At 69.0% G+C, this 17,984-nt stretch carries 17 protein-coding genes and 1 pseudogene; 6 read left to right on the top strand and 12 right to left on the bottom strand.

Features of this window, described 5'->3' with window-relative positions:
* The first annotated feature begins 51 nt into the window (after positions 1 to 51).
* Positions 52 to 900 (top strand): arylamine N-acetyltransferase family protein, encoded by an 849-nt coding sequence (locus ACWGID_RS02375; protein WP_452193641.1) that lies wholly within the window; start codon positions 52 to 54, stop codon positions 898 to 900.
* On the opposite strand, the gene ACWGID_RS02370 is transcribed toward ACWGID_RS02375, so the two are convergent.
* From ACWGID_RS02370 to ACWGID_RS02335, 8 genes and pseudogenes are all read right to left on the bottom strand, one after another.
* Complete coding sequence (locus ACWGID_RS02370) at positions 884 to 2,335, bottom strand: NADH-quinone oxidoreductase subunit N (RefSeq protein ID WP_452193639.1); 1,452 nt, start codon at positions 2,333 to 2,335, stop codon at positions 884 to 886. The genes ACWGID_RS02375 and ACWGID_RS02370 overlap by 17 nt on opposite strands.
* A complete protein-coding gene (locus ACWGID_RS02365; protein ID WP_452193637.1) occupies positions 2,332 to 3,837 on the bottom strand; it encodes a complex I subunit 4 family protein in 1,506 nt (501 codons plus the stop codon). The genes ACWGID_RS02370 and ACWGID_RS02365 overlap by 4 nt, the downstream gene beginning before the upstream one ends.
* Positions 3,834 to 5,597: an NADH-quinone oxidoreductase subunit 5 family protein gene (locus tag ACWGID_RS02360; RefSeq protein WP_452193635.1), complete on the bottom strand. Its 1,764-nt coding sequence runs from the start codon at positions 5,595 to 5,597 to the stop codon at positions 3,834 to 3,836. The genes ACWGID_RS02365 and ACWGID_RS02360 overlap by 4 nt, the downstream gene beginning before the upstream one ends.
* Complete coding sequence (nuoK, locus tag ACWGID_RS02355; RefSeq protein WP_452193633.1) at positions 5,594 to 5,911, bottom strand: NADH-quinone oxidoreductase subunit NuoK; 318 nt, start codon at positions 5,909 to 5,911, stop codon at positions 5,594 to 5,596. The genes ACWGID_RS02360 and nuoK overlap by 4 nt, the downstream gene beginning before the upstream one ends.
* 1 nt (position 5,912) lies before the next feature.
* A complete protein-coding gene (locus ACWGID_RS02350; RefSeq protein ID WP_452193632.1) occupies positions 5,913 to 6,407 on the bottom strand; it encodes an NADH-quinone oxidoreductase subunit J family protein in 495 nt (164 codons plus the stop codon).
* 161 nt (positions 6,408 to 6,568) lie between these two features.
* A pseudogene (locus ACWGID_RS02345) lies at positions 6,569 to 6,784 on the bottom strand (4Fe-4S binding protein); the annotation flags it as partial.
* A 194-nt stretch (positions 6,785 to 6,978) separates the two neighbouring features.
* Complete coding sequence (locus tag ACWGID_RS02340; protein WP_452193630.1) at positions 6,979 to 7,737, bottom strand: methylenetetrahydrofolate reductase; 759 nt, start codon at positions 7,735 to 7,737, stop codon at positions 6,979 to 6,981.
* Between the two features lie 56 nt (positions 7,738 to 7,793).
* Positions 7,794 to 10,016: an MMPL family transporter gene (locus ACWGID_RS02335; protein WP_452193628.1), complete on the bottom strand. Its 2,223-nt coding sequence runs from the start codon at positions 10,014 to 10,016 to the stop codon at positions 7,794 to 7,796.
* Between the two features lie 260 nt (positions 10,017 to 10,276).
* On the opposite strand from ACWGID_RS02335, the gene ACWGID_RS02330 reads away from it, so the two are divergent.
* Together ACWGID_RS02330 and ACWGID_RS02325 are read left to right on the top strand one after the other, a co-directional pair.
* A complete protein-coding gene (locus ACWGID_RS02330) occupies positions 10,277 to 11,428 on the top strand; it encodes a sensor histidine kinase (RefSeq protein WP_452193626.1) in 1,152 nt (383 codons plus the stop codon).
* Positions 11,428 to 12,066, top strand: a complete 639-nt coding sequence (locus tag ACWGID_RS02325; protein ID WP_452193624.1) for a response regulator — start codon at positions 11,428 to 11,430, stop codon at positions 12,064 to 12,066. Before ACWGID_RS02330 ends, ACWGID_RS02325 begins: the two co-directional genes overlap by 1 nt.
* A 21-nt stretch (positions 12,067 to 12,087) precedes the next feature.
* Here ACWGID_RS02325 and ACWGID_RS02320 read toward each other — a convergent pair whose 3' ends face one another.
* The 4 genes from ACWGID_RS02320 to ACWGID_RS02305 are packed head-to-tail and all read right to left on the bottom strand — an operon-like array spanning position 12,088 to position 15,560.
* A complete protein-coding gene (locus tag ACWGID_RS02320; RefSeq protein WP_452193623.1) occupies positions 12,088 to 13,290 on the bottom strand; it encodes an RNA polymerase sigma factor in 1,203 nt (400 codons plus the stop codon).
* The gene (locus ACWGID_RS02315; RefSeq protein WP_452193621.1) at positions 13,287 to 13,631 is read right to left on the bottom strand and encodes a YciI family protein; all 345 of its coding nucleotides are present in this window, start codon (positions 13,629 to 13,631) and stop codon (positions 13,287 to 13,289) included. Before ACWGID_RS02315 ends, ACWGID_RS02320 begins: the two co-directional genes overlap by 4 nt.
* A 34-nt stretch (positions 13,632 to 13,665) precedes the next feature.
* Positions 13,666 to 14,907, bottom strand: a complete 1,242-nt coding sequence (locus tag ACWGID_RS02310; protein ID WP_452193620.1) for an ATP-binding protein — start codon at positions 14,905 to 14,907, stop codon at positions 13,666 to 13,668.
* Entirely contained in the window at positions 14,904 to 15,560 is a 657-nt protein-coding gene (locus tag ACWGID_RS02305; RefSeq protein WP_452193618.1) for a response regulator transcription factor, read from the bottom strand. The genes ACWGID_RS02310 and ACWGID_RS02305 overlap by 4 nt, the downstream gene beginning before the upstream one ends.
* 105 nt (positions 15,561 to 15,665) lie before the next feature.
* Between ACWGID_RS02305 and ACWGID_RS02300 the strand changes: the two genes are divergently transcribed.
* The 3 genes from ACWGID_RS02300 to ACWGID_RS02290 are packed head-to-tail and all read left to right on the top strand — an operon-like array spanning position 15,666 to position 17,904.
* Positions 15,666 to 16,190 (top strand): hypothetical protein, encoded by a 525-nt coding sequence (locus ACWGID_RS02300; protein ID WP_452193617.1) that lies wholly within the window; start codon positions 15,666 to 15,668, stop codon positions 16,188 to 16,190.
* Positions 16,190 to 17,242: a peptidoglycan-binding protein gene (locus tag ACWGID_RS02295; protein ID WP_452193616.1), complete on the top strand. Its 1,053-nt coding sequence runs from the start codon at positions 16,190 to 16,192 to the stop codon at positions 17,240 to 17,242. The genes ACWGID_RS02300 and ACWGID_RS02295 overlap by 1 nt, the downstream gene beginning before the upstream one ends.
* Positions 17,239 to 17,904 carry an ABC transporter ATP-binding protein gene (locus ACWGID_RS02290; protein WP_452193614.1) on the top strand — a complete coding sequence of 222 codons (666 nt, stop codon included), beginning with the start codon at positions 17,239 to 17,241 and terminating at the stop codon, positions 17,902 to 17,904. Before ACWGID_RS02295 ends, ACWGID_RS02290 begins: the two co-directional genes overlap by 4 nt.
* Positions 17,905 to 17,984: the final 80 nt, after the last annotated feature.

Genomic DNA, 17,984 nt, shown 5'->3' with positions numbered 1-17,984 from the left:
GCCGACCGGCACTGCCGTGTCCAGCCGACGACCCGATCTAGCCTAGGCCGCATGGATACGGCTGGGTTGTTGCGGCGGATCGGGGTTGAGCAGTACGACGGGCCGCCGCGGCTGGAGGCGTTGATCGAGTTACACGAAGCGTTCGTCGATCAGGTGCCGTACGAGACGGTGCAGTATCAGCTCGTCCCGGGCGGACCGTTGGATCCGGAGGACGTGGCGAAGCGGATCGTCGCGCGCGAGGCAGGCGGGTACTGCTTCCAGCTGAACGGGACCTTCGCACGGCTGCTCACCGAGCTCGGGTATGACGTGCGGATGCACCGCGGCGGCGTACAGACCGTGAACCGGCCCGGCGGCGTTGACGGCAGTCATCTGGTGCTCACCGTCAGCGGATTGGCCGAGGATCCGGAGCGGGTCTGGCTCGTGGACGCCGGCCTCGGCGACGGGCTGCGGCAGCCGATGCCGCTCGAGCCCGGCGAGGCAGCGCAGTACCCGTTCACGCTGCGGCTTCGCCGGTCCGAGAAGACTGATGGCTGGCGTCTCGATCACGACCCGCGGGCGAACCTGATCGGGATGGATTTCGAGTCCGCCGCCGTCACGCTGGACGCGTTCGCCGACCAGCACGCCTATCTGTCGGCCGACCCCACGTCCCCGTTCGTCCGGGTCGCGTCGGCGTTCCGGCGTACGCCGGAGTCGGTCGTCGTACTGCGTTCTGTCGGACTGAGCGAGACGTTCGCGGACCGCGTCGACAACACGCTGCTCGAAGATCCCCGGAGCTACTTCACCGCACTGGCCGACGTGTTCCGGCTCCCGCTCCCCCATTACTCCCAGGCCGACCGCGACGCCTTGTGGCGACGGGTGTGGTCGCAGTACGAGGACTTCCTGGCTAGGTCGCGAGGGTGAACAGAATGCTGGGGAGGACCGAGACGACAGCGGTGACCGCGGCGCACAAGGAGATCATCGCGACGGCCGGCGTCTCGATGTCGACCGAGAACGGGTCGTCGGCGGGCAGCCGGAAGAGCTCGGCGACCCAGCGGAGGTAGACGGCGAGCCCGATCATCACGTTGATCGCCATCACGATCGCGAGCCAGCCGAGGTGGGCGTCGATGACGGCCTGGAACGCGGCGAACTTGGTGAACAGGCCCGCGAGCCCCGGCGGGAGACCGGCCAGGACGACGAGGAAGAAGATCAGGGCAGCGGCCAGCCCGGGCTCGGAGCGGACCATGCCGCGGTAGTCGCTGAGCAGACCGCCGGGCCGGTGCCGTTGCACGACGGCGACCGCACCGAAGGCTCCCAGCGTGACCACGACGTACGCCGCGAGGTAGCCGACGACTGCCTGCGCGTCACCGACGGCCAGCGGCGCGAGCAGGAAACCGACCTGTCCGATCGAGGACCAGGCGAGCAGGCGGACCGCCTCGACCTGACGCAGCGCGGCCAGGTTGCCGACCGTCATCGTGACGGCGGCGAGGATCGCGACCGCCGTCCGCAGTTCTGACCCGGCCGGCGCGATCCCAGATGTCACAAGCACCAGAAGTCCCGCGACCCCGGCCGACTTCGACACCACCGCGAGGAACGTGGTGACCTCGACCGGCGCCCCGACGTACGTGTCCGGAAGCCAGGCGTGGAAGGGCACCGCGGCGATCTTGAACGCGAACCCGACCATCACGAACAGACCGGCCGCGAACGCGACGCGGCGCAGATCCGGGTCCAGTCCGACCAACCGGTTAGCCACCGTGTTGAGGTACAGCGAACCGGTCACGCCGTACAGGTAGGAGACGCCGAAGAGCATCACCGCGGTCGACAGCACCGAGACCAGGAACGCCTTCATCGCGCCCTCGGAGCCGCGCCGGTCCCGTCGGAGCGCGACCATCGCGAAGCTCGGCAGCGACACCACCTCGAGCGCGATCACCAGCGTCGCGAGATCCCGCGCGCCGGCCAGCACGGTGGCACCGGTCAACGCGCTCAGCAGCAGGAAGTGGTACTCCCCGATCGGTATGTCGGCGGCCAGCAACCGGTACGCCGACAGGCCGACCACTCCGAGCCCACCGACCAGAAGCACCGCCCACAACCCGGCCGTCAACGGCTCGAAGACCAGACTGCACCGCGCCGGCCCTTCGACCGCCGGCTGGCAGAACGCGGGCTTGAAGTCGCCCCGGTGTGCCCACACGAACACCAGCCCGAACAGGATCACCGCGCTGGTCAGCAAGGTGACCACGGTATGCCGGAGCTCGGCCGAGGCACTCTTCCAGAAACTGTCGATCAGCAGTACGGCGACAGCGCCGATCGCCAGCACCACGGGCACCGCGATCGCCTGCCAGTCGGTCCACGTCAGACTCACAACGCCCCCCACTGCTGCAGAAGAAGGCCGGGCCAGACGCCGAGCAGGACGGTCAGTGTGATCAGCGGAGTCCAGGTGATCAGCTCGATACCGCTGAGGTCGACCGCGAAGGCGGTCCGCGGGTACTCCGCCGGGTCACCCTGGCAGAGGTTGCGGATCAGCCGCAGGAAGTACGCCGCGGTCAGGACCGTGCCGACCCCGGCGACCACCATGAACACCAGGAAAGTTGTCCGCGGCAACCACGGCGCCGGGTCGTACGCCCCGAGCAGCACCAGCATCTCGCCCCAGAACCCGGCCAGCCCGGGCAGGCCGAGCGACGCCAGGCAGGCGAACGTCAGCAGGCCTGCGATCCGCGGCAACCGCGCGTACAGGGCCCGCCCGATCGCTCGCAGGTCGCTGGTGTCGTGCCGGTCCTTGATCGCTCCGGCGAGGAAGAACAGCAGGCCGGTGATCACGCCGTGCGCGATGTTCGCGAACAACGCCCCGCGCAGACCGGCCGGTGACATCGTCGCGATGCCGAGCACGATGAAGCCCATGTGCCCGACGCTCGAGTACGCGATCAGCCGCTTCACGTCGGTCTGAGCCAGACAGGCCAGCGACCCGGCGACGACCGCCACGGTCGCGAAGGCCCCCAGGTACGGCGCGATGGTCGCGGTCGCGTCCGGAAGGATCGGCACCAGGATCCGGATCAGACCGTACGTGCCCAGCTTCAGCAGGACGCCGGCGAGCAGCACCGATCCCACCGTCGGCGCCTTCGCGTGCGCGTCCGGCAGCCAGATGTGCAGCGGCCAGAGCGGCACCTTCACCGCCAGCCCGATCGCGATCAACAGCGCCGCGGCCAACGGGACCCCGTGCCCGCCACGCACCGGCGCGGCGGTCAGCTGGACGATGTCGAACGTCCCGGCGACCCGCTGGACCAGCAGGAACCCGAGCAGCATCAACGCCGACCCGAGCACCGTCATCAGGATGAACGTGGTCGCGGCCCGCTTCCGTCCGGCCGGGTCGTGGTGGTCGCCCCAGATGTCGATCACCAGCCACATCGGGATCAGCACGATCTCGAAGCAGACGAAGAACAGCACCAGGTCGAGCGCCGAGAACGTCCCGATCACACCGGTCTCGATCACCAGCAGCAGCGCGATCAGCGAGCGGGTCCGGCCGATCCTCGGGGTGATCTTCAGCGAGTACAGGCAGCACAGGAAGGTCAGCAGCGCGGTCAGCACGATCAGCGGCGCCGAGATCGAGTCGACGCCGACGTGGAACCGGACGCCGAGCGACGGGATCCACGCGACGTTGATGTCGGTGGTCGGGCCGTTCCGTGGTACGTAGGCGAACCAACCACCACTCGTCCGCGGCCAGAGCAGCACCGACCCGACCAGCACCAGCCCCGAGATCACCGAGCCGTACTTCGCGGCCAGGCGGTCCCCGATCGTCGGCGGAATCGCCCACAACGCCATCGCAGCGAGGAGCGGAAGCGCCAGTACGGCGAGCAGGATCGCGTTCACGAGCCGATCACCCCCGCCAGCACGGCCAGCGCGACGACACCGATCACGGCCGCGGTCAGATAGGTCTGCACGTTGCCGGTCTGCAGCCGCCGGAACCCTTGCGACACCAGAGTCCCCGACCGACCGGCCGCCCGTACATAAGCACCGATGACGTCGCGATCGCCCGCGACCGTCAGCTTCGCCAACCACCGCACCGGCACGACGAACATCGCGTGGTACGCCGGGTCCACGCCGAACTCACGCTCCAGGAGAACCGGCCGCGGATCCGCACCGCGGCGCCACAACGAGTACGCCGGCAGCGCTCCGAGCACCACGAGCGCGGTGGACACCAGCCCGATCACCCAGTTGAGGTGCGCGCCATCGGCGTACCCGAGAGTGATGGCGCCGATGGCGAGCAGGACGAGTGGTGCGAGCATCACCCAGGGCGCGTCGCGCAGCTTCGAGGTGTCGGGATCGTCCAGCTCCCCGGACGCGTCACCTCCCTCGAAGGCCTCGGCGCCGGCGGCCAGCGCGGGCGTCCGGAAGAACACCCACAGCCACAGCCGCATGCAGTAGAACGCGGTGAACGCCGCCGTCACGCAGACCGAGACCAGTACGACCCACCCGACCACCGAACCGTCCCGCGCCTTCTCCCAGGCCGCGTCGATCACGGCGTCCTTGGAGAAGAACCCGGCGAACCCCGGTACGCCGGCCAGCGAGGCGAGCCCGATCGTCATCGTCACGAAAGTGACCCGCAGCGCTTTCCGCAACCGGCCGCGGCGGGTGTACCGACGAAGGACGACGATGGCCGCGCTGCCGACCTGGTGCAGGAGCACGCCGGCGCAGAGGAACAGCAGACCCTTGAACGCGGCGTGCGTGACGAGGTGGAAGAGCGCGGCGTGCCGGCCGTCCGCCGTACCGAGGGACAGCGCGGAGAACATGATCGCGAGCTGGCTGACCGTCGACCAGGCGAGCACCCGCTTCACCTCGACCGCCGCCATCGCACAGAGCGCGGAAAACAGCATCGTCACGCAGGCGACGATCGCGAGCACCGTGAGCGTCGTGTGCGCCGCGGAGAAAACGTTGTACATCCGGGCGATCAGGAAAACGCCGGCCGCGACCATCGTCGCCGCGTGGATCAGCGCACTGACCGGACTCGGACCGGGCATCGCGTCCGGGAGCCAGGTCTGCAGCGGAACCTGCGCGGATTTTCCGACCACGCCGACCAGCAGCAGCAACGTTCCGGTGGTCAGCACCGCGGGCGAGATCTTCGCCGGATCGAGGTCGGAAATCCGGAAAGTGTGCGCGCCGACACCGAGCACGAAGATTCCGAACAGGAAACCGACGTCCGCGAACCGCGTCATCAGGAACGCCTTCACCGCACCGGACCGGGCGTCCCGGCGTTCCCAGTAGTGACCGATCAGCAGGTACGAGCAGGCGCCCATCACCTCCCACCCGATCAGCAGGAGGAACAGGCTGTCCGAGACCACCACGAGAACCATCGCCGCGGTGAACAAGGTGACCAGCGCGTGGTACGACGCCGGGCGCTCCTGCAGGTATCCGAGGGAGTAGACCTGGACGCACGTCGCGATCACCCCGACGACTGTCAGGAGCAGAACCGTCAGGTCGTCGGTGCGCACGGCGAAGCCGATCGTGAGGTCGCCGACCTGCGAGTTCAGGAAGGCTGCCTGGTCCGGGCTGACGCCATGCAGCAGCACCGCGAACAACAGGATCAGCAGTGAGAACCCGACACCGACGACCCGCCAGACGGTGGCGATCATGACGGCTCCTCCTGCTCCACCAGGTCCCGGGCAGCGTCGGCGTCGACGTGGCCGTGACCGCGGAACAGCAGCAGGACGATCGCCAGCCCGAGACCGATTTCGGCGGCGGCCAGCGTGATCACGAAGACCGCGAGCGTCTGACCGGTGGCTTCGTCGACCCGCCACGCGTCGAAGGCGACCAGGTTGAGGTTCACGGCGTTCAGCATCAGCTCGAACGACATCAGCATGGTGATCAGGTTGCGGCGGGCGAGCACGCCGTACACACCGATGCAGAACAGGACGACGGCCAGCAGCAGTGGGAGGATCAGCGGCACGTCAGTCCTCCTTCTTCCGCACCGACAGGGCGATCGCTCCGATCAGCGCCGCCAGCAGGAGAACCGAGAGGACCTCGAACGGGAGCACCCAGGTCTTGAACACACTCGTGCCGACAGCCTGCGCCGATCCGTCCGGCACCGGCTTGATCTTCTCGTTGCCAAAGGCAAGTACGATGCCGGAGCCGAGGACCAGCGCGAGGACCGCCGCGACCACGGCCGCGAACGGGCTCCGACCGGTGGTGAGGTCGGGCAGCGGATTGGTCGGCGCCTTCGTGAGCATCAGTGCGAACAGGACGAGTACGACGATCGCACCGACGTACACCAGGATCTGGACCAGCGCGACGAACTCGGCGTGCAGCGCACCGAAGCAGCCGGCCACCGCGCCGAGCGCGACGACCAGCCAGAGCGCGGCGTGCACGATCCGGCGGGAGGTGACGACGAGCACGGCGGCGGCCACCGCCACCACGCCGGCGACGGAGAACAGGGCTGTGGTCACGCCTCGTCCTCGGGTGTCTGCTCCGGACTCTGCTCAGCAATCTGCTCGGGTGGTCCCGGGTCGATCGGCTGCGGCGCGGGGACCGTCCACATCCAGTCGCGGAGGCGGTCCTTCTCGTGCGTCAGGTTGCGGATGTCGGTCTCGGCGTACTCGAACTCCGGCGACCAGAACAGCGCGTCGAACGGGCAGGCCTCGATACAGATCCCGCAGTACATGCAGAGGCTGAAGTCGATCGCGAACCGGTCCAGCACGTTCCGGCTGCGTTCCCGCGCCTGCTCACCGACCGACGGCGCGGTCTCGGTGTGCGAGTCGATGTAGATGCACCAGCTCGGGCACTCCCGGGCGCACAGCATGCAGGAGGTGCAGTTCTCCTCCATCAACGCGATGACGCCCCGGCTCCGCGGCGGCAACTCCGGCAGAACGTCCGGATACTGCTCGGTGACGGACCGACGGGCCAGCGTCCTCGCGGTGACCTTCAGCCCCTCGACCAGCCCCTTACCAGGCAGCCCCACGCTCCACCTCCCGTCTGTTGATCAGGACACTAGCGTCCCACGCCTTGATCCGCCCGTGTTCACAACTCGCGTTCCAGGCGGGCCGCGACCTGGCGGTAGCGGCTGACCGGTACCAGGTGAACGCCGTCGAAGGCTCCCGAGTCACGGATCTTCAGGATCTGCTCGCAGGCATGGTCGACGCCGGCGTCACGATCGCTCTCGACCGCCTCGACCAGGCTCGCCGGGATCTTCAGCTGCGGCAGCGCCGCGAGGTTGTGGGCCATCTTCGCCGAGGCGAGCACCATCACGCCGGCGTACACCGGGATGTCGAGAGCGACCGACTCGCGCCAGCGAAGCAGCTCGTCGAGGTCGTAGCTGACCTGGACGTAGAGGAAGTCGGCCTCCGCCTTCCAGCGCGGGACCTTGGTGAGCCGGGTCGCGGCGCCGACCTTGAACGGCTCACACCCCGGGTACGTCGTCTCGCGGGTCTGCTCGATCATCTGGCGCACGGTCAGCTGACTGGTGCGCGCGCCCTCGGCCGGGTCGTCGCCATGCACGAACAGGAAGTGCTCGACGCCGTACGCCGCCGCGGTCAGCAGGTCCCGCCGGAACCCGAGGAGGTTGCGGTCCCGGGAGTTCAGGCAGGCGATGCCGCGGGCGCCCATCAACTGCACCTCGTTCGCCACCGCGACGCTGGAGACCGTCGCCCGGCCGATGTGGTTGTCGGGGATGAGGAAGCCGTCGGCGATCGGGCTCATCACCCCGATCTGGTGCCGGACCTTCTTCAGATCCGGCCGGGTCGGCGGCTCCACTTCACAGATCAACTCGAATCCCGGCACGACTGGACCCTACAGAATCCCCCGGCGGTGCGCGGGGGATTCCGTAGGGTCCGGCGTCAGCGGGCGGCCGGCTGCGGCTCCTCGACGACCGGTTCCGGGGCCGGTACGCGCAGGTTCTCGCCCTCCACGTCGATCCTGGGCAGCAGGCGGTCCAGCCACCTCGGCATCCACCACGCGCGTTCCCCGAGCACCGCCATGGTGGTCGGCATGATGATCATCCGCACCAGGAACGCGTCGAAGACGATCGCCGCCGCCATCGCGAAGCCCATCAGCTTCAGAAAGGTCTCCGAGGAAAGGGTGAATCCGGCGAAGACCGAGATCATGATCACTGCGGCTGCCGTGACCACCCGGGCGCCGGCCCGGTAGCCGGTCCGGATCGCCTCGATCGGCGCGGCCCCGTGGTGGTGCTCCTCGCGCATCCGGCTGACCAGGAAGACCTGGTAGTCCATCGCCAGGCCGAAGACGATGCCGATCAGGAAGATCGGCATGAAGACCAGGATCGGCCCGCGGTCCTCCGGCTTGATCCAGCCCAGCCAGCCGTCCTGGAAGACGCCGACGGTGGCCCCGAAGGTCGCCGCGATCGAGAGCAGGAAACCCAGCGACGCGATCAGCGGGATGATCACCGACCGGAACACGACCATCAGCAGCAGGAACGCGAGCCCGACGACGACGATCAGGTACAGCGGCAGCTTGCTGGTCAGCGCGTGCGAGAAGTCGGCCTGGATCGCCGCGACGCCACCGATGCCGACGAACGCTCCGGTCTCGGCGGCCACGCTGTCCGCCTTGTCCCTGACCTGGTCGAGGAGCTTGGTGGTCTCCGGACTGGACGGCCCCGAGTCGGAGACGATGATGAACTGCGCCGCGTTCCCCTTCGGGTTCGGGATCGGGCCTACGAAGCCGTCCTTGGCAACGTGATCGAGTTCCTTGACCTGCTCGGCGAACTTGACCGCGGCGGCCGTCGCGCCGGCTTTGTCGTCCGCCGAGATCACCGCGATCAGCGGCGAGGACTTGCCGGCGCCGAACGCGTCCTTCTCGATCTTGATCGCCGCCTTGTCCGACTGCGCCGCCGTGTCCAACCCGAGCTCCAGCTTGGACAGCGGCAGTGCCGACAGCACCAGGATCGCGATCGCGGCGATCAGGTACGGCCAGGGCCGGGTGGTCAGCTCGACCCCGATGCGGTCGCCCAGGGTGCGCCGCCCGGTCCGCTCAGGGGTCCAGAGCACGGGCAGCCGCGGCTTGAAGACGACCGACTTGAAGAGCCCCAGCAGGGCCGGCAGCACGGTCAGGGCGACCAGGACGGCGAGCACCACGGTGACCGCCGCGCCCAGACCCATCTGGCCGAGGAACGACAGACCGGTCAGGGTCAGACCGCACAGTGCGATGACGACCGTGAGACCTGCGAAGACGACCGCCGAACCGGCCGTTGCGACCGCGACACCGGCTGCGTGGGCACGATCCTTCGTCGTGGTCGTTTCCTGGCGGTAGCGCGAGATGACGAACAACGAGTAGTCGATCCCGACCGCCAGGCCGATCATCGTGGACAGGCCGGTGGTGGAGGTGCCGAGGGTGAGGAACGCCGTACCGATCGAGATGATCGAGGTGGACAACGCGATACCGATCATCGCGGCGGTCAGCGGCATCAGCGCCGAGAGCAGGGCCGCGAAGGTGATGATCAGAACGATGATCGCGACCACGATGCCGACCAGTTCCAGCGGCGGCTCGGCCGAGGGCTTGTTGGCCGCGCCCGCGGTCTCGACCGTGAGACCGGCCTTGGTGCCGATCTCCGTCGCCGCAGCTACCGTGTCGATGGTCTCCTGCGAGACGCCGAGGCTGGCTCCGCTCGGCTTCGCGTCCAACATCATCGTCAGGACGGCGACCGTACGGTCCTTGTTCATCGTCTCGGCAGTCGCCGGACCCTTGGTCGGGTTGACCACAGCGGCGCGCTGGGCGGCGGTCAACTGCGGGACCTCGCGCAACTTGGCGACCACGGCGTCGATCGCGGCCGCGTTCGCGCCCTGGTCGAGCGGCTGCCCGTTCTTGGACTGGAACACGACGGTCGCGGTGGGTGCCGCCGTGTCGGCGGTCTGCGGGAACTCGCGCTGGAGCACCTCCTGCGCCTTCACCGCCTGGCTGTTCGGCAGGTTGAAGTCGTCCTTGAACGGCTTCGACACCGCCGAGCCGATACCGCCGATCGCTACCGCGGCGACGATCCAGAGCGCGAGGACGACCCACCACCTGCGATAGGAAAAGGAGCCGATCTTGTACAGGAACGAGGCCACGGGAACTCTCTTCTCGCCGGTCGACCGAATCGGGCGGCCTCCAGCGGAGGCCCTGATCGCGAGTCTGGCGGGCCCGTTTCGGTCCTGGCAACGCACTACACACAACTGCAAACCTTGGTGCCGCAGACGTGGACGAAAGTCGACACTTCGGTGCTACCGGCAACCACATTGTGATGCCGATCGGCCCGCCGGACCGGTCCGATCGGCTACATTCGCTGTTCCGTCGGGTCCGATCGGCCGGCGGCGGGTACGGTGGCGCAATGGGCTCGATCGAGTCGGCACGGGGCCAGTTCCTCGTCTTCGCCGAACTGACGGCGTTCGCGCTCGGCCTGGGACTGGCGGGGCAGCACAGCCTGCTGCACGGCCTGGACGGCTATCCGGTGGCGCTGCGCGTGGCCGACGGAGTCTGTGGTGCTCTCGGCTTCGTGGCGTTGTGGTGGCGCCGTCGGTTCCCGGTGGTGTTCGCGATCTTCATCGCCGGAATCGCCACCTTCTCGACGCTTGCCGGCGGGCTGGCTGTGATCGCCGTGGTCACCGTGGCGGCCCACCGCAGCTGGCGCACCGCGCTGCTGATCGCAACCGTGATCGCTGCCACGACCTGGCCGTCGACACGGCTCTACCCGGCCGACGGCGCGGACTGGCAGCTGCTGTGGGCGTGCGTCTTCTACTACGGCGTCTCCGGGTGGGGCATGTTCATGCAGGCCCGTCGGCAACTGGTCGAGACGCTGCGCGAGCGCGCCGATCGGGCCGAGGCCAGCCGCGAGCAGCACGCCGGGCACGCCCGGATCGCCGAACGGCACCGCATCGCCCGCGAGATGCACGACGTACTCGCGCATCGACTGTCCCTGCTCAGCGTGCAGGCGGGCGCCTTCGAGGTCGCCGTCGGCAGCACGGACACGACCTCGGCCGAACTCGCCCAGGCAGCGCAGGCGATCCGCTCGACGACCCATCTGGCCCTGCACGAACTGCGCGGCGCCGTCCAGGTGCTGCGCACCGACACCGACGACAGCACCGCCGCGCCGCAGCCGGGCGCCGCGGACCTGCCCGCGCTGCTGGCGGAGGCGAGCGCGGCCACTGAGCTCCAGGTCGCGATCGACCTCGATCTGAGCGACCTGCCGGAAGATACTGGCCGGACCCTGTACCGGATCGTCCAGGAAGGCCTGACCAATGCCCGCAAGCACGCGCCGCTCAGCACCGTGAACGTCGAGCTGTCCGGGGATCCGGAGGCCGGTGTGCGGCTGCGGCTCACGTCGTGGCTGCCGACCGAACCCGCACCGTCGACGACGCCCGGCTCGGGCTCCGGGCTGATCGGTCTGCGCGAGCGGGCAGCTCTGGCCGGCGGCGATCTCGAGGTGACGGTCACGGCCGACGAGCGCTTCCAGCTCTCCGCCTGGTTGCCGTGGAGCCGTTGATGACGATCCGCGTGCTGCTCGTCGACGACGACACCCTGCTCCGCGCCGGGCTGCGGATGATGCTGCGGATCGATCCCGAGATCGAAGTGGTCGGCGAGGCCGCCGACGGAGCCGCCGCGATCGCCGCCGCGACCGAGCTCCGGCCGGACGTCATCCTGATGGACGTCCGGATGCCCGGCATGGACGGCGTCACCGCGACCCAGCAGATCACCGCGACGCCGGAGCTGCGCGCGTCCCGGATCGTCGTCCTCACCACCTTCGATGCCGATGACCTCGTTCGCAAGGCCATCGGCGCCGGGGCGGTCGGCTACCTGGTCAAGGACACACCGCCCGCCGAGATCGCCAGCGCCGTTCGTGCCGTCGCCGCCGGACACGCCGTACTCTCGCCGGCGGTCACCCGCCCGCTGCTCCAGGACATCCGAACGGCCGGTGAGCCCACGGACTCCCGGACGGACTCGCTGACCGAGCGGGAACTCGAGGTCGCGCTCGCCGTGGCCGGTGGCGCCTCGAACGCGGAGATCGCGGCACGCCTGTACGTCAGCCAGGCCACCGTCAAGGCCGCGATCTCCCGCATCCTCGCCAAACTCGACCTCACCAATCGGACCCAGATCGCTGTCATCATGCGCGGCGAGCGCTGAGCGGTGTGCTGTCACGACCTGTTAGGACACGGTGGCGCGTCGGCGGGTGAGGTAGGTGCGTTCGGTGGTGTTGGCGCAGAGGTCGATGGCGGTGTCGTACGCCTCGCGTGCGTCGGCCGGGCGGTTCAGGCGGTTGAGGAGGTCGGCCCGGATGGCATGGAAGAGGTAGTAAGTCTCGAGCGGGAGGTCGTCGACGAGCTCGAGCGCCGCCGCCGGGCCGTCCACCTCCGCGACCGCGACGGCTCGGTTGAGGGCGATCACCGGCGAGGGGTCGAGGGTCAGCAGATGGTCGTAGAGCTGGATGATCTGTGCCCAGTCGGTGGCTGAGGCAGTCGGCGCGTCGGCGTGGACGGCGTTGATCGCGGCCTGCAGTTGGTACGGACCAGGCTGATTACGCCGCAGACATCGGCGTACGAGATCTTGTCCTTCGGTGACCAGCGCTCGGTCCCATGTCCCGCGGTCCTGATCGGGCAGGCGGATCAGCGAGCCGTCGGCAGCGACCCGCGCCGGGCGCCGGGACTGCTGGAGGAGCAGCAACGCGAGCAACCCCACCGCCTCGGGTTCGTCGGGCATCAGGTCGACGAGCAGACGGCCCAGGCGGATGGCTTCGAGGGCGAGCTCGTCGCGAACGAGCGAGTCGCCGGACGAAGCGGCGTACCCCTCGTTGAAGATCAGGTAGACGACGGCGAGGACGCCGCGGACGCGGTCGGGGAGATCGGCCTCGGCGGGGATCCGGTACGGGATGCCGGCCGCGCGGATCTTGGCCTTGGCGCGAACCAGTCGCTGCGCCATCGTCGGCTCCGGGACCAGGAACGAGTGCGCGATCTCGGCGGTGCTCAGGCCGCCGAGCATCCTGAGGGTGAGGGCGACGCGGACGTTCAGCGCGAGCGCCGGGTGGCAGCAGGTGAAGATCAGCCGGAGACGGTCGTCCTGCACCACGCCCACCTCCTCCGGCTCGTCCTGCGCATGCAGCAGCGCTGCCTCGGCTTGTTTGTCGGCGCGCGCGGACTCGCGGCGCAGGCGGTCGATCGCGCGGTTCCGCGCAGTGGTGATGATCCAGCCGGCCGGACTCGGCGGTACGCCGTTCGCGGGCCACTTCTCCAGCGCCGTGGCGAACGCGTCCTGGACCGCGTCCTCGGCGATCTCCAGGTCCCCGAACACCCGGGTCAGTACGGCGACTGCTCGCCCGTGCTCGGCCCGGAAGATCGCGGCGACGTCGGTCACGACTGGAACGGTCGCACTTCTACCGACAGGTTGCGGAGGACTTCGGCGAGGCGGCGGGCCCAGTGCAGGGCGGCGTCCAGGTCGTCCACCTCGATGACGGTGAAGCCGCCCAGATGTTCCTTGCCCTCGGTGAACGGGCCGTCGGTGATCAGGACCTCGTCACCCTTCGCCTTCAGGACCGTGGCGGTCTCCGGCGGGTGCAGGCCCGCGGCGAACACCCAGACGCCGGCGGACCGCATCTCCTCGTTGAGGGTCTGCAGGTCGCGCAGGATCGGTTCGAGGACCTCGGGTGCGGGCGGCGGGCCGTCGGGCTGGTAGATGCTGAGCAGGTACTGAGTCATGGTTGCCTCCTTCTCGTCATCTATACGAACCACGTCAGCCGGGATCGACAGGTAGCACCACGGTAATTTCCAAGCCTCCGCCCGGCCGCGGTACGGCGGTCACGTTTCCACCATGCGCCTCAGCGACCGAACGCACGATCGACAACCCCAGACCGGCGCCCTTTCCACCCACCAGCCGCTCGGCGCCGAGCCGGTAGAACGGCTTGAACAGACTCTCCACCTCGTACGGCGGGATCTCGGGTCCCGTGTTGGTCACCACCAGCTCGACCCGTTCCCCCGCTGTCCGGCTCAGCACCCGGACCCAACGCTCGGACACGTCGGCGTTGTGGCGGATGCCGTTCTCGACGAGGTTGTGGACGAGGCGTTCGAGGAGCAGCGCGTCGCCCCGGGTCGGTGCGTCGCCCGGGCCGCGGATCACCTCGACGCCGGCCTTTGTCGCCTCGCTCGAGAGCTGGCTGCTCACGTGGGTCACGACGTCGCTCAGGTTCACCGGGTACGACGTCGTCAGCTGCTTCTCCGAGTCGGCGAGGATCAGCAACCCCTCGATCAACTGCTCGTGGCGCGCATTGATCGTCAGGAGGCTCTCCCCCAGTTCCTTCACATCCGCGGACGCCGTACGCCGATGCATCGCGACCTCCACCAGCGCCCGCCCGAGCGTCAGCGGCGTCCGCAGTTCGTGCGACGCGTTGGCGACGAACCGGCGCTGACCGTCGAACGAATGGTCCAGCCGCTCGACCATCGTGTCGAACGCGTCCGCGAGGTTCTTCACCTCGTCGTCCGGCCCCCGCAGACCGATCCGCTCGTGCAACGAGGACGGCGACGCGGCGATCCGGCGCGCCGTGTCGGTGACCCGATGCAGCGGCGCCAGGACCCGCCCCGCTACCAACCACCCGAACCCGGCGGCCAGCGCGCCGACTGCGATCAGCGCGATGCTGCCCTGGGTCAACAACGACTTGATCGCGGCCTTCCGCACCAGCTCGCGTTGCTGTTTCATCACCCGCTCGGCGTCCGAACCGGTCAGGACGTCGCCGTCCTTGTTCAGGACGAAGACCTGGTTGGACCCGTTCGGCGACGGCGGCCGAGCCGACGGTATCGCGACGGTCGGGTTCCCGCCGGATGGCGGCGTCAGGTACGTGCCCTGCACGATCACGCGGTACTGCTGGCCCAGATTCGCGGAGAACAGCGCGTACGTGACGCCGAGCAGCACGACCCCGGCGACCATGAACAGGCCGCCGTACAACAACGTCAGCCGCCCTCGCAGCGAGAGCCGGCTCACGGGATGCGGTAGCCGACGCCGGTGATGGTCTCGACGAGTCCCGGCTCGCCCAGTTTCCGGCGTAGTTTCAGGATCGTCAGCCGGACCGCTCCGGTGAACGGGTCCACGTGCTCGTCCCATGCCTTCTCCAGCAGTTGTTCGGCCGACACGGTCGCGCCGTCGGCTCGCAGCAGCTCCGCGAGGACGGCGAATTCCTTCTTGGACAACGGCACGTACCGGCCGCCGCGGAACACCTCGTGCCGGGCCGGGTCCAGCGCCACGCCGGAACGCCGCAGTACCGGCGGATCGGCCGGCCGGCTGCGGCGCCCCAGCGCGAGCACCCGCGCCGCCAGCTCGGCGAACGCGAACGGCTTGGTCAGGTAGTCGTCCGCCCCCAGCCCGAGCCCTTCCACCCGATCCGTCACCGCGGCCGCCGCGGTCAGCATCAGCACCCGCGTGTCGGAACCGGAATCCACGAGTTTCCGGCACACGTCGTCGCCGTGCACGACCGGAATGTCGCGATCCAGCACGAGGACGTCGTACTCGTTCACCGCCAGGCGTTCCAGGGCCGCGCCGCCGTCACCAACCACATCGACGGCATGCGCCTCGTCCCGCAACCATTCCGCGATCGCTGCCGCCAGCAACGGTTCGTCCTCGACCACCAGTACCCGCACGATCCCCATGATCCCCGACGGCGTTGTTTCCCCTGTGTTTCCGCACTCGGAAACGGCCCGGAAACGGCCGCTGCCGGAACGTTGCCGGAAACGAGAGGAGCACCAATGCTCAAGACCATCCTGGCCGCCACCGTGCTCGCGGCCGCGGTCCTGTTGACCGGTTGTGGCGCGGACAAGCCGGACGCTCAGGTCGCCTCCGGCAGCGGATCCCAGGGCCAGTCCACGACGCCGGGCAGTACGGCCGGCAGCGCGCCGGCCAGTCTCAGCCAGGACGAGATGGCGGTGAAGTTCACCCAATGCCTGCGCGAGCAGGGCCTGAACGTCCCGGACCCGGAGCCTGGCAAGGGACCGATGCTGAAGTTCGACAAGAACTCCGGCGTCACCCAGGAGCAGGTCCAGAAAGCGATGGAAGCCTGCCGGCAGTACAACCCGCAGTCGGAGGGCGGTGCCAACCCGCAGCAGCAGGAAAACGGCCGCAAGTACGCCGAGTGCATGCGCAAGAACGGGGTCGAGAAGTTTCCGGACCCGAAGCCGGACCAGCGCGGAATCATGATCGGCCCGGGCGTCGCCGACGACCCGGACTTCCAGAAGGCCCAGGACGCCTGCCAGAGCATCTTGGCGGGCAACTGATGCGGAAGGCACTGACGGTTGTGGTCGTCCTGGCCGCCGGGGGCGCCGCAAGCGCGTTCCTGGTGAACCGGGGCGACACCGGCCAGGCAACGAATGCGACCGCGCCGGCCGTGCCGATCAACACCGCCAAGGTCACCCAGCAGACCCTGAAGGACACCGAGACCGAGGACGGCCGGCTCGGCTTCGGTACGACGTCCGCCGCGGTCAGCCGGGCCGCCGGAACCGTCACCGCAGTACCCGACGGTGGGCAGGAGCTGCGCCGCGGAAACACCGTCTACAGCATCGACAACAAGCCGACCACGCTGCTGTACGGCGCGCTCCCGGCGTACCGGCGACTCGCGGTCGGGACCGAGGGCAACGACGTACTGCAGCTCGAGGAGAACCTGAAGGCGATGGGGTACTCCGGGTTCACCGTGGACGACGAGTACACCGATGCCACCGCCGCGGCCGTCGAGGAATGGCAGGACGACCTCGGTCTGGACGAGACGGGGGTGGTGGAGCTCGGTCAGGTGCTGTTCGCGCCGGGGCACATCCGCGTCGACAGCGTGCAGGCGCAGGAGGGTTCGCCACTCGCTCCGAACCAGCCGGTGCTCACCTACACCGGTACGACGCGCGCCGTCACGGTCGAGCTGGACGCGGCGGACCAGCGGTTGGCGACACCGAACGCGGCGGTCAGCGTCGCGCTTCCGGACGGAAAATCCGTTCCGGGAAAGATCCAGAAAGTGTCCACGGTGATCGTTCCGGCGGACAGCCCGGATCAGGATCCGGAAACAAAGGTCGAGGTGATCGTCGCGATCGCGGACCAGAAAACGGTGTCGGCCTGGTCGTCGGCGGCCACCGACGTCACCTTCACCGCCTCGGAACGGAAGAACGTGCTGACCGTTCCGGTCGCGGCCCTGGTCGCCCTCCGGGAAGGCGGTTTCGGCGTCGAGGTCACGGACGGCACGGCGACGCACTACGTGCCGGTGAAGACCGGCCTGTTCGCGAACGGTCAGGTCGAGATCAGCGGCGCCGGCATCAAGGCCGGCACCACGGTCGGGATGCCCAAATGATCGAGCTGACCGCGGTGACCAAGCGGTACCCGGGCGGCGTCGCCGCGCTGGACGGCGTGGACCTGCGGATCGATCGCGGCGAGCTGGTCGCGATCGTCGGTCCGTCCGGTTCCGGAAAGTCCACGATGCTGAATGTCCTCGGCACCCTCGACCGACCGACTTCCGGCACGGTCCGGATCGACCGGTACGACGTCGCCCGGCTGTCCGAAGCCGGGCTGTCCGCACTGCGCGCGACGCGGATCGGGTTCGTGTTCCAGCAGTTCCACCTGGCGGCCGGCGTCCGCGCGATCGACAACGTCGCCGACGGCCTGCTGTACTCCGGTCTCCGGCGTTCGGTACGCCGCAAACGCGCCGCGGCCGCCCTGGAGCGGGTGGGTCTCGGGCACCGTCTGGACCACGAGCCGCACGAGTTGTCCGGCGGCGAACGCCAACGCGTCGCCGTCGCGCGGGCGGTCGCCGGCGAACCCGCCGTACTCCTGGCCGACGAGCCGACCGGCGCCCTCGACTCGGCCTCCGGAGCCGGCGTCATGCAACTTCTCCGCGACCTGCACGCCGCCGGCACCACCGTCGTCGTCATCACCCACGACCGAGACATCGCCGCCGCCCTCCCCCGCCAGATCCGCATGCGCGACGGCCGAATCATCGAGGAGACCCACACGTGAGCACCCCCGACAACACCAGCCCCAGCCCCTCTCCGAGCCCGACCACCAACACCGACACCGACACCAACACCAAGAACGAC

This window comes from Kribbella sp. NPDC054772 (assembly GCF_053611945.1).
The sequence above is the reverse complement of the archived record's forward strand: the minus strand, read 5'-3'. Positions and strand labels throughout refer to the sequence as shown.

What these genes read in the sequence shown, in the direction of transcription:
- ACWGID_RS02300 (WP_452193617.1), top strand. Translation starts at nt 15,666, where the DNA reads ATGCTCAAGACCATCCTGGCCGCCACCGTGCTCGCGGCCGCGGTCCTG.
- ACWGID_RS02290 (WP_452193614.1), top strand. Translation starts at nt 17,239, where the DNA reads ATGATCGAGCTGACCGCGGTGACCAAGCGGTACCCGGGCGGCGTCGCC.
- ACWGID_RS02295 (WP_452193616.1), top strand. Translation starts at nt 16,190, where the DNA reads ATGCGGAAGGCACTGACGGTTGTGGTCGTCCTGGCCGCCGGGGGCGCC.
- ACWGID_RS02330 (WP_452193626.1), top strand. Translation starts at nt 10,277, where the DNA reads ATGGGCTCGATCGAGTCGGCACGGGGCCAGTTCCTCGTCTTCGCCGAA.
- ACWGID_RS02360 (WP_452193635.1), bottom strand. Translation starts at nt 5,597, where the DNA reads ATGATCGCCACCGTCTGGCGGGTCGTCGGTGTCGGGTTCTCACTGCTG.
- ACWGID_RS02375 (WP_452193641.1), top strand. Translation starts at nt 52, where the DNA reads ATGGATACGGCTGGGTTGTTGCGGCGGATCGGGGTTGAGCAGTACGAC.
- ACWGID_RS02315 (WP_452193621.1), bottom strand. Translation starts at nt 13,631, where the DNA reads ATGACTCAGTACCTGCTCAGCATCTACCAGCCCGACGGCCCGCCGCCC.
- ACWGID_RS02325 (WP_452193624.1), top strand. Translation starts at nt 11,428, where the DNA reads ATGACGATCCGCGTGCTGCTCGTCGACGACGACACCCTGCTCCGCGCC.